General features: G+C 39.5%; 18 protein-coding genes and 1 riboswitch. Of the genes, 13 read left to right on the top strand and 5 right to left on the bottom strand.

Annotated features, from left to right (window positions below):
• Positions 1 to 134: 134 nt before the first annotated feature.
• From OZX76_RS08065 to OZX76_RS08050, 4 genes are all read right to left on the bottom strand, one after another.
• Positions 135 to 269: a putative holin-like toxin gene (locus tag OZX76_RS08065; RefSeq protein WP_277179312.1), complete on the bottom strand. Its 135-nt coding sequence runs from the start codon at positions 267 to 269 to the stop codon at positions 135 to 137.
• A 221-nt stretch (positions 270 to 490) separates the two neighbouring features.
• On the bottom strand, positions 491 to 1,339 hold the full coding sequence (locus OZX76_RS08060) for a hypothetical protein (protein ID WP_277179311.1): 849 nt from the start codon (positions 1,337 to 1,339) through the stop codon (positions 491 to 493).
• Positions 1,340 to 1,961: 622 nt separating this feature from the next.
• Complete coding sequence (locus OZX76_RS08055) at positions 1,962 to 3,248, bottom strand: nucleobase:cation symporter-2 family protein (protein WP_277179310.1); 1,287 nt, start codon at positions 3,246 to 3,248, stop codon at positions 1,962 to 1,964.
• Complete coding sequence (locus OZX76_RS08050; protein ID WP_277179308.1) at positions 3,248 to 3,826, bottom strand: xanthine phosphoribosyltransferase; 579 nt, start codon at positions 3,824 to 3,826, stop codon at positions 3,248 to 3,250. The genes OZX76_RS08055 and OZX76_RS08050 overlap by 1 nt, the downstream gene beginning before the upstream one ends.
• A gap of 84 nt (positions 3,827 to 3,910) precedes the next feature.
• Positions 3,911 to 4,007: riboswitch (purine riboswitch) on the bottom strand.
• Between the two features lie 191 nt (positions 4,008 to 4,198).
• On the opposite strand from OZX76_RS08050, the gene guaA reads away from it, so the two are divergent.
• From guaA to OZX76_RS08030, 4 genes are all read left to right on the top strand, one after another.
• Positions 4,199 to 5,749 carry a glutamine-hydrolyzing GMP synthase gene (gene guaA, locus OZX76_RS08045; protein WP_277179307.1) on the top strand — a complete coding sequence of 517 codons (1,551 nt, stop codon included), beginning with the start codon at positions 4,199 to 4,201 and terminating at the stop codon, positions 5,747 to 5,749.
• 164 nt (positions 5,750 to 5,913) lie between these two features.
• Complete coding sequence (locus OZX76_RS08040) at positions 5,914 to 6,237, top strand: PadR family transcriptional regulator (RefSeq protein ID WP_277179305.1); 324 nt, start codon at positions 5,914 to 5,916, stop codon at positions 6,235 to 6,237.
• Positions 6,221 to 6,874, top strand: coding sequence for a hypothetical protein (locus OZX76_RS08035; protein WP_277179304.1), 654 nt, complete (start codon positions 6,221 to 6,223; stop codon positions 6,872 to 6,874). Before OZX76_RS08040 ends, OZX76_RS08035 begins: the two co-directional genes overlap by 17 nt.
• Positions 6,871 to 7,911, top strand: a complete 1,041-nt coding sequence (locus OZX76_RS08030; RefSeq protein WP_277179303.1) for a DUF4097 family beta strand repeat-containing protein — start codon at positions 6,871 to 6,873, stop codon at positions 7,909 to 7,911. Before OZX76_RS08035 ends, OZX76_RS08030 begins: the two co-directional genes overlap by 4 nt.
• A gap of 44 nt (positions 7,912 to 7,955) precedes the next feature.
• Here the strand turns inward: OZX76_RS08030 and OZX76_RS08025 are convergent, their stop codons facing one another.
• Positions 7,956 to 9,260, bottom strand: a complete 1,305-nt coding sequence (locus tag OZX76_RS08025; protein ID WP_277179302.1) for an amino acid permease — start codon at positions 9,258 to 9,260, stop codon at positions 7,956 to 7,958.
• Positions 9,261 to 9,451: 191 nt separating this feature from the next.
• Here OZX76_RS08025 and rbsK point away from each other — a divergent pair, with 191 nt between their 5' ends.
• The 9 genes from rbsK to murF all read left to right on the top strand — a co-directional run bounded on the left by rbsK (position 9,452) and on the right by murF (position 16,842).
• Positions 9,452 to 10,366 (top strand): ribokinase, encoded by a 915-nt coding sequence (gene rbsK, locus OZX76_RS08020; protein WP_277131914.1) that lies wholly within the window; start codon positions 9,452 to 9,454, stop codon positions 10,364 to 10,366.
• Between the two features lie 25 nt (positions 10,367 to 10,391).
• Positions 10,392 to 10,787, top strand: coding sequence for a D-ribose pyranase (gene rbsD, locus OZX76_RS08015; protein ID WP_277179301.1), 396 nt, complete (start codon positions 10,392 to 10,394; stop codon positions 10,785 to 10,787).
• A 15-nt stretch (positions 10,788 to 10,802) separates the two neighbouring features.
• Positions 10,803 to 11,690 (top strand): GRP family sugar transporter, encoded by an 888-nt coding sequence (locus tag OZX76_RS08010; RefSeq protein WP_277179300.1) that lies wholly within the window; start codon positions 10,803 to 10,805, stop codon positions 11,688 to 11,690.
• A gap of 377 nt (positions 11,691 to 12,067) precedes the next feature.
• The gene (locus OZX76_RS08005; RefSeq protein ID WP_277179299.1) at positions 12,068 to 12,727 is read left to right on the top strand and encodes an amino acid ABC transporter permease; all 660 of its coding nucleotides are present in this window, start codon (positions 12,068 to 12,070) and stop codon (positions 12,725 to 12,727) included.
• The gene (locus OZX76_RS08000) at positions 12,708 to 13,379 is read left to right on the top strand and encodes an amino acid ABC transporter permease (RefSeq protein WP_277179298.1); all 672 of its coding nucleotides are present in this window, start codon (positions 12,708 to 12,710) and stop codon (positions 13,377 to 13,379) included. Before OZX76_RS08005 ends, OZX76_RS08000 begins: the two co-directional genes overlap by 20 nt.
• A gap of 9 nt (positions 13,380 to 13,388) precedes the next feature.
• A complete protein-coding gene (locus tag OZX76_RS07995) occupies positions 13,389 to 14,129 on the top strand; it encodes an amino acid ABC transporter ATP-binding protein (RefSeq protein ID WP_277179297.1) in 741 nt (246 codons plus the stop codon).
• A gap of 9 nt (positions 14,130 to 14,138) precedes the next feature.
• Positions 14,139 to 14,984, top strand: a complete 846-nt coding sequence (locus OZX76_RS07990; protein WP_277179296.1) for a transporter substrate-binding domain-containing protein — start codon at positions 14,139 to 14,141, stop codon at positions 14,982 to 14,984.
• 114 nt (positions 14,985 to 15,098) lie between these two features.
• Positions 15,099 to 15,347, top strand: a complete 249-nt coding sequence (locus OZX76_RS07985) for a type B 50S ribosomal protein L31 (RefSeq protein ID WP_277131904.1) — start codon at positions 15,099 to 15,101, stop codon at positions 15,345 to 15,347.
• Between the two features lie 127 nt (positions 15,348 to 15,474).
• Entirely contained in the window at positions 15,475 to 16,842 is a 1,368-nt protein-coding gene (gene murF / locus OZX76_RS07980) for a UDP-N-acetylmuramoyl-tripeptide--D-alanyl-D-alanine ligase (RefSeq protein WP_277179295.1), read from the top strand.
• Positions 16,843 to 16,848 lie beyond the last annotated feature (6 nt).

Raw genomic sequence — 16,848 nt, 5'->3', positions numbered from 1 at the left:
TTCTTTGAACAGATCTAATAAAGTATCATGAAGCTGCCAGTTTTTGTACGACGACTAAGCGCCAAAAAAACCTCCGACTTATCAGCTTCATGCCCACTTTTATTATAAATAAAAAGTGGTGAAGACAAGATTGATCAGATCTTATCTCCACCACTAAGCTTAGAATGTTTTTTGGAAATTAATTTAATAATCTCAACAATTAATGCAATCAAGGCAACAATGAAAGTGCCAAAAGAAAGCATTAATTGAATAGCGTCTGCAGCAGACACTGGGGTTACCTCCTTTCATCAGAATTTTGAAGTGCAGGTGTTTAATCACCATCAGCACCACTTTCTTTGAAAGCAAATAACTACCGCCTTAGCTTTTCTGTAATAATATTATAACAAAGACAATAATAAATTTTAATAGCTGGTAACATTTTGGCATTAATTTCTATTACTATAAAAGAGAGAACTATTTAATAATCTAAATAGTTCTCTCTTTTTATGTGCTAAATATTGTTTTGCAAGTAAACCTCAAGTTCATGGCTGTATGCGTCCATACCGTTTAACTTGGTTATTTTGATAATTTCCTGACAGTTTTCTAGATAAGATTCTTCTGATTTTTTATGATATGCAAGGATGTTTTTAGACAGTAAAATCCCCATTTTATAGAAAAAGTTATCAGGTCTAGTATTAATTTTATCAGCACATGCGATGAAATAGGCAGCATCTTGATAATTTTGGCTTTCGACACATAGGAAAGTGATATTAGCTAAAATTACTATTAATGAAGCTTGAATATCAATTTCATTAATATTCAAAAACTTGTTAAGAATTTTTTTGACAATAGCAATATTTTGATCAAGTTCAAATAGTGGGATTAGATTGCGATAAATAGTTAAGTAGTCCTTACTCAGAAATTTTGTGTTTAAAAATTTTTCTTTCAGATAGCTACGACTTTTTTCATCTAAGCTATCAAAATCGTTATTTACTAACGCAATATAGGCATTAATCAAGGCTATTTGTTCTTCTTGATTAGGATAATTACTACTAATTATTTTATCTGCGATTTGTTTTAATTTAGACTTTGAATTTTGATAAAAAGCATTAGTAATCAAAGTTTTTAGTTGAGTTTTCTGATGATACTGGGAGCGATCAACTTCATTTAGTTTGGTAAAAAAATCAACGGTTGGGATGTGATTGTAGTGAAGTAGGTCAAGTAGATCATTTGCTGATAGGTGACTTTTTCCTTGTTCTACTTTGGTATAAAACGAGCGGCTGACGATATTACCAACCCAACTCTGTTGGGACTTATGTTGAATAAGGCGATACTTTTTTAGTAGTTCATAGATTTCCATTGCTAGCCTCTTTCTAGTTTTATGTAAGCGATTTATAAATAAATTTTAAACTATTAATCGTTTTTTGAAAAATAAAAATTTTATGTTTGAATGTGAAAATATGAACCATTGAACAATAATTGAAAAAGATTTGTTATAACAAAATTAAAGAATGAATGAGCTCTTAATTCTTTAGTTGATAATGTAATAAATTTATATAATGGCTGGTATTAATTAGGAGGAAATTATGATGAACAAAAGATTAGCAATAATTGGAACAATCTTAATGCTTAGTAAGGGATATATAAAAGAAATCGATTAGGAGAAAATATTGATGGGTTTTTGGATAATGATAATTTCTTGTTTGATAGGTTTAATTTTTATTATTTTGAGTTTATCAAAGAAGTTGTCGAAAAAGATTAAATGCTTATTATTAGTTTGTGGCATTACATTTATATTGTTCGCAATATTTTTAGCTACGCCGCAAGGTGCGGAATTTTTGTCACTATTGTAATATTAACTAAGACTAACCAGCCAATTTTGAATAACATAATAAAAGGAGCTACTTCAATTCGAAGTAGCTCCTTTTTAGGCGCAAGTAAGTATTTCCAAGGGCAAGAAAACTTACCTACATTATCAAAGATTATTGTTTACTGGCACCGCCTCCTTTAAGTAATAGGTTTAGAATAGTTGCCGATAAGCTGGTAATCACAATCCCATTTGAAAGAAAGAGTTGAATTGTTTGGGGTAAATTTTGAAAAATCTGTGGATAGATTGTGACACCAAGACCTAAGCCAATTGAAATTGCAATAATTAAAACATTATTGTTGTCGCTGAGATCGACTTTGATTAGGGTTTTAATTCCTTGTATGGCAATCATGGTAAACATGACAAGCATGGCTCCACCTAAAACGGGGGTAGGGATAATGGTTACTAACGCGCCGACTTTTGGCAGCAAACCCATTGCCATTAAGAGTCCTGCTGCCCAATAGATTGGGCGTTTGGTTTTAATCCCAGATAATTGTAGTAAGCCAACGTTTTGCGAGAAAGTCGTGTAAGGAAATGCATTGAACAGTCCCCCGCAAATTTGTGCTAAGCCTTCTGCACGGTAGCCCTTTTTCAAGTCGTCCTCAGTAACGTTGTGGTGAATTAGGTCGCCAGTCGCAAAAAACACACCCGTGGATTCAACCATTGAAACCAGTGCGATGATAATCATCGTCATGCTGGAAGACCACTCAAAGTGAGGCACGCCGAAGTAAAATAATTGTGGTAAATGGAACCATGAAGCCTGCAAAACTGGCGCAAAAGATACAAGGCCCATGAAAGCGGCAATAATCGTACCGATAATTAGTCCAATCAGGACAGAAATCGAATGCAAGAAGCCCTTGGCCCAGATTTCAAACGCTAAGATAATGAACATGGTGCCAAAGCCTAGCAGCAAGTTTTGCCAATTGCCGAAGTTTTTTGAACTACTATTGCCGCCGCCCATGTTTTGCACAGCAACTGGAATTAAGGTTAAGCCGATTGTCGTGATTAACGTACCGGTGACAACTGGGGGGAAGAACTTCTTGATTTTAGCGAAAATACTAGAAATCAAAATTACGAAAATACCAGCCACAATGATGGCACCGTACATGTCATTAATCGAAAACTTCTGTCCAATCATCTGCAAAGGAGCTACGGCTTGAATGGCGCAACCCAAAATGACGGGAAAGCCGATGCCAAAGTACTTGTTACGCAATAATTGAAGCAAGGTGGCCAAGCCGCACATGAAAATATCAATTGAAACTAGATAAGTCATTTGGCTAGCAGAGAACTTTAATGCACTACCGATTAATAACGGCACGGCGACAGCGCCGGAATACATCGCAAGTAAGTGTTGTAAGCCTAAGATAGCAGCTTTTTGTTGGCTGACTTCTTTTTGCACCATTATTCTTCACCCGCAAAATGTACTTTTTCGTCTTTTAAGCTCGTAATATTGGCTAAAGCTTCTAAGCGATAATTGTGATCTTGAATCCAATCGCTACCACCCTGAAAGGTTTTGGCAACGACCACACCAACGCCGGCAATCTTTGCATGAGCTTGCTCGGCAATATTAATCATGCCCTTAACAGCCTCACCATGAGCTAAAAAGTCGTCGATAATTAGCAGTGTGTCGTTTTCACTCAGGAATTTTTGCTCGACACAGATCTTGTTAGTGATCTTTTTGGTGTAAGAAAAGACGTCGGCCCAGTAAACCGCATCATTAAGTGTCGACGGCTTCTTCTTGCGGGCAAATACCATCGGTACGTGCAATTCAAAAGCAGCCATAATCCCCGGGGCAATGCCGGAAGCCTCACAAGTCAAGACTTTGGTAATGCCATTATCTTGAAAGCGTCGGGCAAATTCTTGCCCGCAGGCAATCATCAATTCAGGATCAACTTGATGATTCAAAAACGAGTTGATTTTCAGGACATTTCCGGGCAAAACTTCACCATCACGTCTAATGCGGTCTTCTAGTAACTTCACGTTTTCCTCCTTGAAAAAAATAAGGGCCTCTTCTACCAAAACTATGGTAAAAGAAGCCCTTAAAAAGTAGTCAGTACGACCACTAAAAGATGCTGCTCAATCCATAGTTCAGAATTTCGGTTCTGAGTAGAAACTGTCGACCTGATTACGACAATATACAGATTAATATTTATGTGTTGAATGAATTCTAACAGAGATGAGCAGTGCATGCAAGAATAAATTTTATTTAAAAAACGAATTATTATTGGCATATATAGGATATAATTCGCTTTTAAAAATATTTTGGGAAGAAAATGGTTGACCGCAATCATAATTCCTAGTATGGTTTAACTAAATTTAAAGTATAGTTTTACAAAGGATTTGGGGATGGCCGTGAACAAAAATATCAGTGATTTTGATGAAATTATTGTTTTAGATTTTGGTAGTCAATATAATCAATTAATTACGCGGCGATTGCGTGATTTTGGCATTTATTCGGAATTATTGCCACACGATATTAGTATGGCAGAAATCAAAAAAATTGCTCCTAAGGGCATAATCTTTTCTGGTGGGCCGAATAGTATTTATGCCGAAGAGGCGCTGAAAGTTGACCCCGAGATTTTTAAATTAGGGATTCCTATTTTGGGCATTTGTTATGGGATGCAACTGATGTCATATTACTTGGGCGGCAAGGTAGAGCCGGCCGATAATTCGGAATATGGGCGTGCCGATATTAAGGTTGAAGCTCCTGATTCTGTCTTGTTTAGTGGTCTGCCAAAGGATGAATATGTTTGGATGAGTCATGGCGACTTGGTAACTAAGGAACCTGATGGCTTTACGACAGTTGCTTCTAGTAAAAATTGCCCGATTTCTGCAATTGCGAACAATTCGGCTAAATTCTACGGTATCCAATTTCACGCTGAGGTGCGCAACACCCAGTATGGCTTGGATATTTTAAAAAATTTTGCCTTCAAGGTTTGCAAGGCCAAGTCTGATTGGTCAATGACTGACTTTATCGAAATGAAGATTGCTGATATTCGTGCAGAGGTTGGCGATAAAAAGGTGATTTTGGGTTTGTCTGGTGGTGTTGACTCCAGCGTGACGGCAACCTTATTGCACAAGGCAATCGGCGACCAAATGACAGCAATTTTTGTTGATCATGGCATGCTCCGGAAGAACGAGGGCGATGAAGTTATGGCAGCTCTTAGCCGTGACTTAGGTGTGAACATTGTTCGCGTTAATGCCAAAGATCGCTTTTTGAATAAATTGCGGGGTGTTACTGACCCAGAACAAAAGCGTAAAATCATCGGCAAGGAGTTCATCGAGGTTTTCAATGAAGAAGCACAAAAAATCCCTGATGCTGACTTTTTAGCTCAAGGCACACTCTATACTGATGTGATTGAGAGTGGCACTAACACTGCACAAACAATAAAGTCACACCATAATGTTGGTGGCTTACCGGAAGATATGCACTTTAAGCTGATTGAGCCTTTGCGCAAATTGTTTAAGGATGAAGTGCGTGAACTAGGTGAAAAGTTGGGAATCCCGCACGATTTGGTTTGGCGGCAACCGTTCCCAGGTCCAGGACTTGGGATTCGCGTTTTAGGTGAAGTAACCGAGGATAAGTTGGCCTTGGTACGTGAGAGTGATGCCATTTTACGAGACGAAATCAAAAAGGCTGGTTTGCAAGAAAAGGTCTGGCAGTACTTTACTGTTTTGCCCGGCATCAAGTCAGTTGGCGTGATGGGTGATGGTCGCACTTATGACTACACGATTGGCATTCGTGCCGTAACCTCGATTGATGGCATGACCGCAGATTTTGCCCGTTTGCCGTGGGATGCTTTGCAAAAAATTTCCACGCGCATTGTCGATGAGGTGCCGAACATTAACCGCGTCGTCTATGATGTCACGAGTAAGCCACCTTCAACAATTGAATGGGAATAGGATCTAATAACTAAGAACCACTATTTAACTTGAGTTTAATAGTGGTTCCTTTGTTGTAATCTAAATAATTTTATTGAGAAAAAAGTCAACTTATTTAAATATTTGTTGACTTTTTTAGTTTGCCATAATATTATATGAAATATAATATAGAGAGGAGAAACAATATGGCAATTCAAATACCAACACGATTACTTGATGGTGCTGTTCTTTCTTTTTTAAAAGGTGAAGATTTATACGGCTACGCATTGACACAGAAGGTTCAAGGAACATTCGATATTTCTGAATCAACAATCTATCCTGTTTTAAGACGATTAAAGAAAAACGGCTATCTGACAACTTATGATCAGCCATATCAGGGCCGTAATCGGCGCTATTATCAGTTGACGGAAACTGGTTTGACCTTATTAGCAGCTGTGCAAAAAGAATGGCTAAACTTTAGCACAAAGGTTAATCAAATATTGGGAGAGAAAAATGGAACAAATAATTAATGACTACATTTTGGAAGTTGAAGAAAATTTGTCATCCTTGCCTCTTGGAGATCGCAATGATGTGTTGGAATTTTACCGTGAGTTCTTGCTAGATGGTGATTTTCAAAATCGTGCTGCAATTGAAAAAGAATTAGGTACTCCGCAACAATTGGCACGTAAGATTGCGGCTGATTACGTCATCAATGATCAATCTGAAACTGAGGCCGCTGATACAACAGAAGATACCGTATCCTCTTCGCAAAGTTTGCACACAATTTGGCGCATTTTTGTTGGTATTTGTGCCATTCCAACGGGAATAATCATCGGGATTACTTTAACTGCAATTTTTCTTGGATTATTCTGTGCATTTCTTGGAATTTTGGTTGGCTTTATTGGTTTAACTCTAGGACTTCTAGTTACTGGTGTGGTAGGAATTGTTATTGGCTTGAACTTGCTGGTTGCGAGTTCTTGGGCTCCAGGTTTCTTTTATTTAGGAGCAGGCTTGATTGTTATTAGCATTTGCCTGTTTATTGTTCCAGCAATTATCCAAGTCGTGCGCTTTTTAGCTGCTAAATGTGCACAATTTGCACGCTTTTTGGGTAGAAAAATCTTTAAAAAACGCTATTACCAAACTAAAACTGACAAGGAGGCCAAATGATGAAGCGATTTTATAAAATAGGAGCTGCAACTTTAATAATTGGTTTGATTTTAACAATTGCCGGTTATATTAATGGCGGTTTGCAACCAGTCGTTGGGACAGATTTAACCAACTTTCAAGTGCTTGATGCCAAGACCTTTTCACATACACGAACCTTATCTTATAAGAAATTTAGTCAGGTTGAACTAAATACTGGCGAAGTCGATTATCGAATTCATCGCGGCAATAAGTATCAGATCAAGGTTAATGATACTAAAGAACATTTACTCGTTGTTAACAAAGTAAAGGATAAAATCGTAATCGGTCAACGTCACCAAACCTATCCAATTACGATTGATTGGAAGTTTTATAAACAACGCCCAGAAGTTGAAATTACGGTACCAACTAAAGCAGCCTTAACTAAGATTGAAGATAATAATACGCAAGGAAGTTTAAAAGTATCAGATTTAAACTTGAAAAAATTAATAGTTGATATTGCTGATTATAATGAGCAAGATGATTTACAACTGCATAATTTGCAGGTAGAGCGAGCACAAATTAGTACTGATATGTCTGATACGGATATTGATAATTGTACTTTTAATAATAGCAAATTTGATTTGGATAATTGTGTATTGGAAATGAATAAATTAGTTGTTAAAAAGAAGTTAGTGGCAAATATAGTTGGTGGTGACTTTGAAACTTATTCATCAGAATTTCACCATGGTAAGATTTCTGATAGCGATGGCGAAGTCCTAATAAATAAGAGTATTGTTGACACAATGAAATTTTCTTTGGATCAGGTAGACCTAAATATGTCACGCAATAAATTTACTGGTAAAAATACTTTTGGTCTCAAGCAGAGCTCATTAATAATGAAACATAATCCAGCAAATATTAACTATGATTTATTGACAACCGGTGAAGGACAAATTAAATTCCGTGGCAAGAAGGTTCATCGCAGCTCGGCTAACTATACTAAATTTAATAAGAAAGTAGCTAACTCAGTTGGAACAATTAAAGCTGAAGCTAGTGACGATGATATTGTTATTAAATAGAAAAAAGGCTAAAAACGTGAAGTTTTTAGCCTTTTTGATTTGTTTTAATGAGTATTGTGGTGTTGTGTCCAAATGTACACTGGCCAGCCAGATAGAGTTAGCAAAATACCGGTAAGGGCAAGGAGTGGCTGCGTTAATGTTGTGTTAATTACAATGAACAAGGCACCGATAATAGCGAGAATTGGTGGCCACGGGAACAGTGGTATTTTGTATGGTCGTATTAATTCCGGTTGGCGTTGGCGTAGAATAAAAACGCCAATAAATAACAGAATTGAAAAAATCCACGAAACATAAACTAGCATGTCGGTTAAACTGTTAAAAGTTCCCGAAAAGATCATGACGGCAGCAATTGCGCATTCAAAGAGCATACTGTTGGTAGGCACAACTGTCTTACGATTTAATTTGCCAAAAAATTGGGCTGCTGGCAACTTCTCTTGCCGTCCTAAAGTGTACGGCATTCTGGAACCGACCATGAGGTGACCGTTAATGGCACCAAAGACTGATACCAGAATGCCAATGCTGATAATTAAACCGCCCAAGTTACCAAAAAGATGTTGTGCTGTCAGTAGCGCGGCTGCCTGGTTACCAGTGATTTTTGCCCACGGCACGATGCGAACATAGCTCCAATTGAGTAGGGTATAAACAATAGTCACTCCAAACACGCCCCAAGTAATAGCACGGGACAGGGTTTTGGCCGGATTTTTAATTTCACCTGCTAGATTGCCGATGCTTAACCAACCGTCATAAGCAAAAAGCACGGCCAGCAGAGCTTGACCAAAGGCAGCACCATTAGCAGAGTTCAAGTGCGGCAATGGTGCGCCAGCTAATTGATTGGTGCTACTGCTAAAGATCGCAAAGATGATGATTGCGGCAATTGGTAATAGCTTGATTATTAGCGCCAGTTTCTGGACTTCGCTGCTTAATTTGGAACCCAGCCAATTGACTAGCAGGATAACTAGCATGACGATCAGAGCCACGCCAGTAGTAGAAAAATTACTAAAATTCGGGATTTGTTTTAACTGCGTCGCAAACACAATTGAAAGGGCAGCAATATTGGCCGGATAATAAACGATGATCAGCGACCAGCCAAAGAGAAAGGCAATTTTAGGGCCATAAATTTCTTGTAAATATTTAACTGGGCCGCCGTCTTCTGGAAAAATCGCGGCAAGTTCGGCCACGCTGAGTCCAGCCATTAGGGTAATGAATCCGGCTAGGGGCCAAACAAGGATACTTAACCAAGCGTTATGAGTTAATGCCGAAACGCTGGCGATTTTGAAAAAGGCGCCGCCACCAATCATGGTGCCCATGACGGTTGCCAGTGCGGCGGATAATGTGAGTTGTCTTTTCATAATTACGTCCTTACTAATTTAAAGTAACTTCAACATTATATGGTAAATAGCGTTAAAAAACTAAGATTGCGGTTCGTGAACGTTTGTAATAATTTTCTTTAGCACATTTGAAAGCAATTACAAGTATGATATTATTTTGATAGAAGCAAATTAGTTAAAATGCTTTGGCAGTTTGTTAAAAGGAGAACAAGATGAATAAAGTTACTGTTATCGGCAGTATTAACCTTGATACCAACCTGCGTGTTGAGCGGATGGTTAAGCCGGGGGAAACAATCCATGCTAAGGAACACTATTCAGCAGCTGGTGGCAAGGGTGCTAACCAGGCAGTTGCAGCAGCACGGTCTGGCTGCACGACTAGCTTTATTGGGGCTGTTGGTGATGATGCGCCAGGAACTGAAATGTTAGACTTGCTCAAGCAAGAGGGGATTGATGTTTCTGGAATTGCAACAATTAAGGATGAGTCAACGGGCCAAGCCTTTATTTCAGTTGATGATGAGGGGCAGAACTCGATTACGATTTATGCCGGTGCCAATTACGCGTTTAACGCTGATGCAATTGCGCAAAAGAGCGCGCTGATTACGGATAGTGATTTTGTCATTGCCCAGTTTGAAACGCCGATTGGGGCAACAATTAAGGGCTTTGAAATCGCTCGTGCTCACGGTGTTAAAACGATTTTAAATCCAGCACCAGCAATGGCTAAGATTCCAGTGGAGTTACTGCAATTGACTGATATGATTGCGCCAAATGAAACTGAAGCGGCAACGATTACTGGCGTTCAAGTTGTTGATGAGGCTAGCGCTCGGCAAGCTGCTGGCAAATTACATGATCTTGGTGTAGAAGCGGTAATTATTACGATTGGTTCTAAAGGTGCCTTTTATGACTTTAACGGCCAGAGCGAGTTGGTTCCAGCCTTTAAAGTTAAGGCTGTCGATACAACCGCTGCCGGCGATACCTTTATCGGTGCCATGTCCAGCTTATTAAAACCGGACTTTTCTAACTTGCGTGAGGCGATTATTTTCGCTAACAAGGCTTCATCATTAACGGTTCAGCGTTATGGTGCCCAGCCATCAATTCCGTACAAGAAGGAAATCGACCAAGTTAAGTAATTTTAATAGTAGAAAGTAGTTTAAGATGAAAAAGACAAAAGTAATTAATTCAGATTTATCGCGAGTAATTGCAACGATGGGACATTTTGACAAGCTGGCAATTGGTGATGCTGGCACGCCTGTTCCTAAGGGCACAGAAAAGATTGACTTGGCCGTGACTAACGGCATCCCTAGCTTTATGGATGTGCTCAACAATGTTCTTGAAGAATTGGGCATTCAACGGATTTTTTTAGCTAGTGAAATTAAAACGGAAAATCCAGAAATGCTAGCACAAATTAAGAAACGCCTGCCAGATACGCCAATTGAATTTATTACGCATGATGAATTAAAAGAAAGCTTAAAGGATTGTAAGGCTTTTGTTAGAACTGGTGAAATGACGCCATTTGCGAATATTTTACTCGAAAGTAACGTTGTTTTTTAAAGCTAGGAGAAAAAAGTGAATACAACCGCATTATTAGTTGGTCTTGGTCCACTCTTGGGCTGGGGTTTGTTCCCGACAATCGCGTCCAAAATTGGTGGTAAACCTGCCAACCAAATTTTAGGTACCACCTTAGGCACCTTCATCTTCGGCCTAGTTTATGCACTTGTTGGTGGCTATGCTTTGCCTACTGGGACTGCACTGTTATTGTCAATTATTTCTGGAGTTGGCTGGGCAAGTGCGCAGATTGTTACCTTTATGTCCTTTGGCTTGGTTGGCTCATCGCGGTCAATGCCAATTACAACTGCCTTCCAATTATTAGGTGCCTCATTATGGGGCGTGATTGCCTTGGGTAATTGGCCGGGCATCCTTGCCAAGATAGTTGGAACAATTGCTCTAGTAGCGATTATTCTTGGTGCCTACATGACAGTCTGGTCAGAAAAGAAAACCGCGCAAAAATCGAACCTGCTTAAAAAGGCTACCATTTGGCTATTGTTTGGTGAGATTGGTTATTGGGCTTACTCGGCTGCACCACAAGCTGCTCATATTGATGGTCAACACGCCTTTTTGCCGCAAGCGATTGGGATGCTGCTGACGGGGATTGTGTATGGCATCTATGTTGCCGTCAAACACAAAGAGGGGAATCCATTCACGGAGGTTGTTTCCTACAAGCAAATTTTTGCTGGTTTCTTCTTCGCCTTTGCTGCTCTAACCTATCTGATTTCAGCGCAGCCAAATATGAATGGTCTAGCAACAGGCTTTGTCTTGTCACAGACTTCGGTTATTTTAGCAACTCTAACTGGTATCTGGTTCTTAGGTCAGAAAAAGACCAAAAAAGAGATGGCCGTGACGATTGCTGGGTTAATCATTATTTTGGTTGCTGCTGCCGTAACGGAATTTATCTAATTAAATAAACTAGAATAAATTCATATTTAATAAAATGAAAATCACAATTCCTAGAGAGTTGTGGTTTTTGTGTCCTAATGCAAACACGTGCATTTTGGCAAGACTAAATAATTGACAAAAAGTAAGTACAAGGTTAGCATATAAGATACTTACAGATAATAAGTAAGAAAGGAATTAACATCATGCAAAAAGCACAAAACTGTCTCACTGAATGTTTAATTAAAATCAATGGCCACAGTCTGTTTTTGCAGTTAATTTCGCTTTAATGATAGTTAATAGTTGGAAGACTGCGAATTTAAATGTATTCGCAGTTTTTTGATAAAGACCTGTTAATTTGCGTAATTGACAGGTCTTTTTGTTAGGAAGTGGGGGAAGAAATGAGCTGGCAGATTATAACGCAGAGTTTACCGATTTTTAGCAAAGCATTTGTGTTAACTCTTTGGTTGTCGCTGGTCGGAATTGTGGGCTCGATTATTGTCGGTATAATTAGCAGTTTGGTGCAATATTTTAAGGTGCCAGTGCTAGGCCAAATTATTACAGCTTATGTGGAATTGGCACGCAATACGCCGCTATTAATCCAGTTGTTTTTCTTATATTATGCATTTCCCGTTTTGGGTTTAAAAATGTCAGCTGAAACATGTGGCATTATTGGACTAATCTTTTTGGGCGGTGCTTATATGGCAGAGGGTTTTACCGGTGGATTTACTGGTGTCAGTGCTAATCAGATTGATAACGGTAAGGCTTTAGGAATGAGTAAGTTGCAGTTAGCACGTTACGTGGTTTTTCCCCAAGGATTTGCCCTCAGCATGCCGGCATTGACTGCGAACATTATCTTTTTAATTAAAGAAACCTCAATCTTCTCGGTAATTGCCATTCCCGAATTGACCAACACGGCACTAGACCTGATTGGAATGTATTACCGCTCTAACGAATACTTGTTAGTATTAGTCATTGCTTACGCGATTATTTTAATTCCGGTTATTTTACTGCTCAATTATTTGGAAAGGAGGGTTCGTTATGGCACATTCGGCAATTAATGTTTTCTTCGCTGGGGATAACTTTGCACGGCTAATGCAGGGATTATGGACTTCTGTCTGGATTGCGGCAGTTAGCTTAGTGTTAGGGCTAATATTAGGCACAGTTTTTGGTGTTTTAAGAACCTTACCTAATAAAATTGTGCGCTTTATTTTACGACTCTACCTTGAATTTTTCCGGGTTGTACCGACAATTGTCTTACTATATCTGGCCTACTATATTTTGCCGCGGCAGCTGCATATTAATTGGCCAGCTAGTTGGATGGCGGTATTGGCATTTGCCCTGTGGGTCGCCGCAGAATTTAGTGATATTGTGCGCGGGGCAATTGAGTCTGTGCCGTTAGCACAAAAAGAGTCTGGTCTAGCTCTGGGCTTAAGTCGAGTGCAACTGTTTCGTTACGTCTTGTTGCCACAGGCATTCCAACTGGAATTACCAGCAACCATTAACTTGGCAACGCGAGTAATTAAGACAACTTCGTTATTGATGACAATCAGTATCATTGACGTGATTGCAGTTGGTCAACAGATTATCGAAGCCAACAACCAGCAATATCCCAACGGCGTCTTTTGGATTTATGGCTTGATTTTTATTTTATATTTTGTAATCGACTATCCATTATCAGCTTGGGCCAAGCGATTGGCTGCTAAAAAGTAGGTGAAATAAATGACGAAAGAAATTTTACGAGTTGAACATTTAAATAAATTTTATGGTGATTGGCAAGCATTGCACGACATCAACTTTAAGTTGGAAGAAGGCGAGGTTCTGACCTTACTTGGGCCATCAGGCTCAGGTAAAAGTACTTTGCTGCGGTGTCTTAATGGCCTTGAGCAATTTAATGAAGGTGCGATTTACTTTAAAGGCCAAAAGATTACGCCGACTGATCAGGAATGGCAGAATTTACGCCAAAAGATTGGCATGGTCTTTCAGAGCTATGATCTGTTCCCTAATTTAACCGTGATGGACAATATTTTGCTGGCACCAACTAAAGTGCAAAAGAGGCCGGCAGAAAAGGTCAAAGTTGAAGCAATGCAGCTCTTAGAGCGTGTGGGCTTAATTAAGTACGTTGATGCTTATCCGCGTGAACTATCTGGCGGACAAAAGCAGCGGATTGCGATTGTGCGGGCCTTGGCCATGCATCCGGAAATAATGCTCTTTGATGAGGTAACAGCTTCACTTGACCCAGAGATGGTGCGCGGCATTTTACAAATCATGACCGATTTAGCTAAAAAGGACCACATGACCATGATTATCGTGACGCACGAGATGAACTTTGCGGCGCAAATTGCCGATCAAGTACTGTTTTTGGAAAACGGTAAAATTATTGAAAATACGCCGGGCAAGCAATTTTTTACCAAGCCGCAAACTGACCGAGCACAAGAATTTTTAACAAGTATGGATTTTTAAGGAGAAATAATGAATAAGAATAAAACAAGAAACACAATTATCGGTGTGGTAGTTGTAGTAATTATTGCAATTGCAGCCTTCTTTGGCATCAGATCATCAAGTAATCACACTGCCAGCAGTAACGATAGCAGTGTGACCGCTATTAAGAAGCGTGGCGTGTTACGGGTGGCTGTCTTTGGCGACTTGCCACCATATGGCTGGGTTAATGCTAAGGGCGAGCGCGTTGGTTATGATGTGCGTTTGGCTCGGCAAATGGCAAAGGACATGGGTGTAAAGATTAAGTTTGTTCAAGTTAATGCGAACAATCGAGTAGACACACTAAATTCCAATAAAGCCGACTTGGTTTTGGCCAACTTTACAGTTACGCCGGAACGTAAGCAGGTTGTTGATTACGCCAAGCCTTACATGAAGGTTTCTGTTGGGGTAATTTCACCTAAGAGCGCACCAATCACGAAGGCTAGCCAGTTAACCGGCAAGAGTTTAATTGTCACCAAGGGGACTACTGCCGAAAATTACTTTACTAAAAAGAGCGGCATTAACTTATTAAAATTTGATTCTAAGACGCAACAATTCAATGCGATTAAGAATAAGCGGGCAGCAGCCTTAGCTGATGACAATTCTTACCTTTATGCTTGGGTTAAGAAGAACCCAAGCTACACTGTTGGGATTAAGAATATCGGCCCGAACCAGTTTATTTCTCCAGCCGTTAAGAAGGGCAACAAGTCTTTGTTAACGTGGACTAACAAGGAAATTACTAAGTTAAACGGACACAAATTCTTTGTGAATGATTATAATTTGGAATTAAAGCCATACTTTGGCAGTGAAGTTAAGCCAAGCGACATTGTTTTAAACTAGTTCAAGTTCGACAAGATTAATGCTTGAATTTTATCGCTAAAAATGTTAGAGTAGTTAACGTTAATCGATTAATCTATGGCTTGAAATAAGGTCATGGCAAAAGGAGTAATAAACATGAAACAAGGCATTCATCCAGATTACCAAGAAGTTGTCTTTATGGACTCAGCTACAGGAGCTAAGTTCGTTGCAGGTTCAACTTTGAAGCCAACGGAAACAATAGAATACGAAGGTAAAACTTACCCATTAATTCGCGTTGAAATCACTTCAGATTCTCACCCATTCTACACAGGCAAGCAAAAGTTTGCTCAAGCAGATGGTCGGATCGAAAAGTTCAACAAGAAGTATGGTATGAACAACAAGTAATACCTTTGATCTGGTGGAAGCAGTCCCATTGGGGCTGTTTTTTTATGTGAAGCTAAATTGTTATACCAAATCAAGATTGAGTGTAATAATTGCTGTATGGACTTTCTTTTTTTAGGAGAAAAAATAGATGAAAATGCAACTGGCAGAAATTGCCAAAGCAATCAATTCAACTTGTGAAGGCGACGAGCAAACAATTATTACTTCGGTTGCCTTTGACTCAAGAAAAATAACAGATGGCGGCTTGTTTGTACCCTTAAAGGGCGAGCGCGATGGCCACGACTTCATTAATAGTGCAATTGCTAACGGAGCTTCAGCAACATTGTGGCAAAAAGGTCACGCTAATAAGCCAACGACTATTGCTGTGTTAGAGGTCGATGATCCACTGCTTAGCATGCAGAAATTAGCGCAATATTATTTAAACAAGGTTAATCCTACCGTTGTCGGCATTACGGGCTCTAACGGTAAAACGACAACTAAGGATATGACTGCGGCTGTTCTTGCTAAGCGGTTTAATGTGCACAAGACAGATGCTAATTTCAATAATGAAATTGGTGTGCCGATGACTATTTTGGAAATGAAGCCAAATACTGAAATTTTGGTTTTGGAAATGGGCATGGATCACGCTGGACAATTGCATCATTTAAGTGAATTGACTCATCCCGATGTCAGTGTCATTACTATGATTGGTGAAGCCCATATTGAATTTTTAGGTTCACGCGAAGGTATTGCGGATGCCAAAATGGAAATTACTGACTTTTTGCGTGAGGACGGGGAATTCATTTATAACGGGGATGAACCGCTTTTACGTGAGCGCAGTGCTAAAATTAACCAAGCAAAAGTTACCTTTGGTTTTGCAAAAGATGATACAGTTTATGCGACAGGCTTTAGAAGTTATAAGCACCACGCTACGTTTACAATTAACAGTTCACAAAAGCAGTTTTCAATCCCGATGATTGGTAAGCACAATGTTTCTAATGCTATGTCAGCTCTTTGCGTTGGCCGACATTTCGGCGAAAGTGATGAAGAAATTGCTACCGCATTGGCTAACTTTACTCCGACTGCTAACAGAATGGAGTGGGAAAAAGGCGACGTTGGTGAAGATATCATGAGTGATATTTACAACTCTAATCCAACCGCTGTTCGAGCCGTTTTAACCAGTTTTGGTCAAATTCAAGTTCCAGAAGGCAGCCGCCGCATTGCTGTTTTAGGTGACATGCTGGAATTAGGCCAGCGCTCAGATACGCTGCATGCTGGATTAGCTGATAGCCTTGATCCACAAGTGATTAACGAAGTATATTTATTTGGCGCTGAAATGAACAACTTAGCTACTGCTCTAAAAGGCAAGTATGCGCCAGAGAATTTACATTATTATAAAGAGGATCAGATGCCGCAGATGATTGCGGCACTGAAGAATGATATTAAGCCGCACGACATTGTTGTCTTAAAAGGTTCACACGGGATGCACCTTGAGAAAGTATTAGAGCGGCTTAGATAAGGAGAA

Origin of the sequence: Lactobacillus sp. ESL0677 (assembly GCF_029392875.1) — a bacterium.
Lineage (GTDB): Bacteria > Bacillota > Bacilli > Lactobacillales > Lactobacillaceae > Lactobacillus.
Note: the sequence above shows the minus strand (reverse complement) of the source record. Positions and strands in the feature narration are given on the sequence as shown.

What these genes read in the sequence shown, in the direction of transcription:
- OZX76_RS08025 (WP_277179302.1), bottom strand. Translation starts at nt 9,260, where the DNA reads ATGAAAAGACAACTCACATTATCCGCCGCACTGGCAACCGTCATGGGC.
- rbsD (WP_277179301.1), top strand. Translation starts at nt 10,392, where the DNA reads ATGAAAAAGACAAAAGTAATTAATTCAGATTTATCGCGAGTAATTGCA.
- OZX76_RS08035 (WP_277179304.1), top strand. Translation starts at nt 6,221, where the DNA reads ATGGAACAAATAATTAATGACTACATTTTGGAAGTTGAAGAAAATTTG.
- OZX76_RS08030 (WP_277179303.1), top strand. Translation starts at nt 6,871, where the DNA reads ATGATGAAGCGATTTTATAAAATAGGAGCTGCAACTTTAATAATTGGT.
- murF (WP_277179295.1), top strand. Translation starts at nt 15,475, where the DNA reads ATGAAAATGCAACTGGCAGAAATTGCCAAAGCAATCAATTCAACTTGT.
- OZX76_RS07985 (WP_277131904.1), top strand. Translation starts at nt 15,099, where the DNA reads ATGAAACAAGGCATTCATCCAGATTACCAAGAAGTTGTCTTTATGGAC.
- OZX76_RS08005 (WP_277179299.1), top strand. Translation starts at nt 12,068, where the DNA reads ATGAGCTGGCAGATTATAACGCAGAGTTTACCGATTTTTAGCAAAGCA.
- OZX76_RS08060 (WP_277179311.1), bottom strand. Translation starts at nt 1,339, where the DNA reads ATGGAAATCTATGAACTACTAAAAAAGTATCGCCTTATTCAACATAAG.
- OZX76_RS08040 (WP_277179305.1), top strand. Translation starts at nt 5,914, where the DNA reads ATGGCAATTCAAATACCAACACGATTACTTGATGGTGCTGTTCTTTCT.
- OZX76_RS08055 (WP_277179310.1), bottom strand. Translation starts at nt 3,248, where the DNA reads ATGGTGCAAAAAGAAGTCAGCCAACAAAAAGCTGCTATCTTAGGCTTA.
- OZX76_RS07995 (WP_277179297.1), top strand. Translation starts at nt 13,389, where the DNA reads ATGACGAAAGAAATTTTACGAGTTGAACATTTAAATAAATTTTATGGT.
- OZX76_RS08000 (WP_277179298.1), top strand. Translation starts at nt 12,708, where the DNA reads ATGGCACATTCGGCAATTAATGTTTTCTTCGCTGGGGATAACTTTGCA.
- rbsK (WP_277131914.1), top strand. Translation starts at nt 9,452, where the DNA reads ATGAATAAAGTTACTGTTATCGGCAGTATTAACCTTGATACCAACCTG.
- OZX76_RS07990 (WP_277179296.1), top strand. Translation starts at nt 14,139, where the DNA reads ATGAATAAGAATAAAACAAGAAACACAATTATCGGTGTGGTAGTTGTA.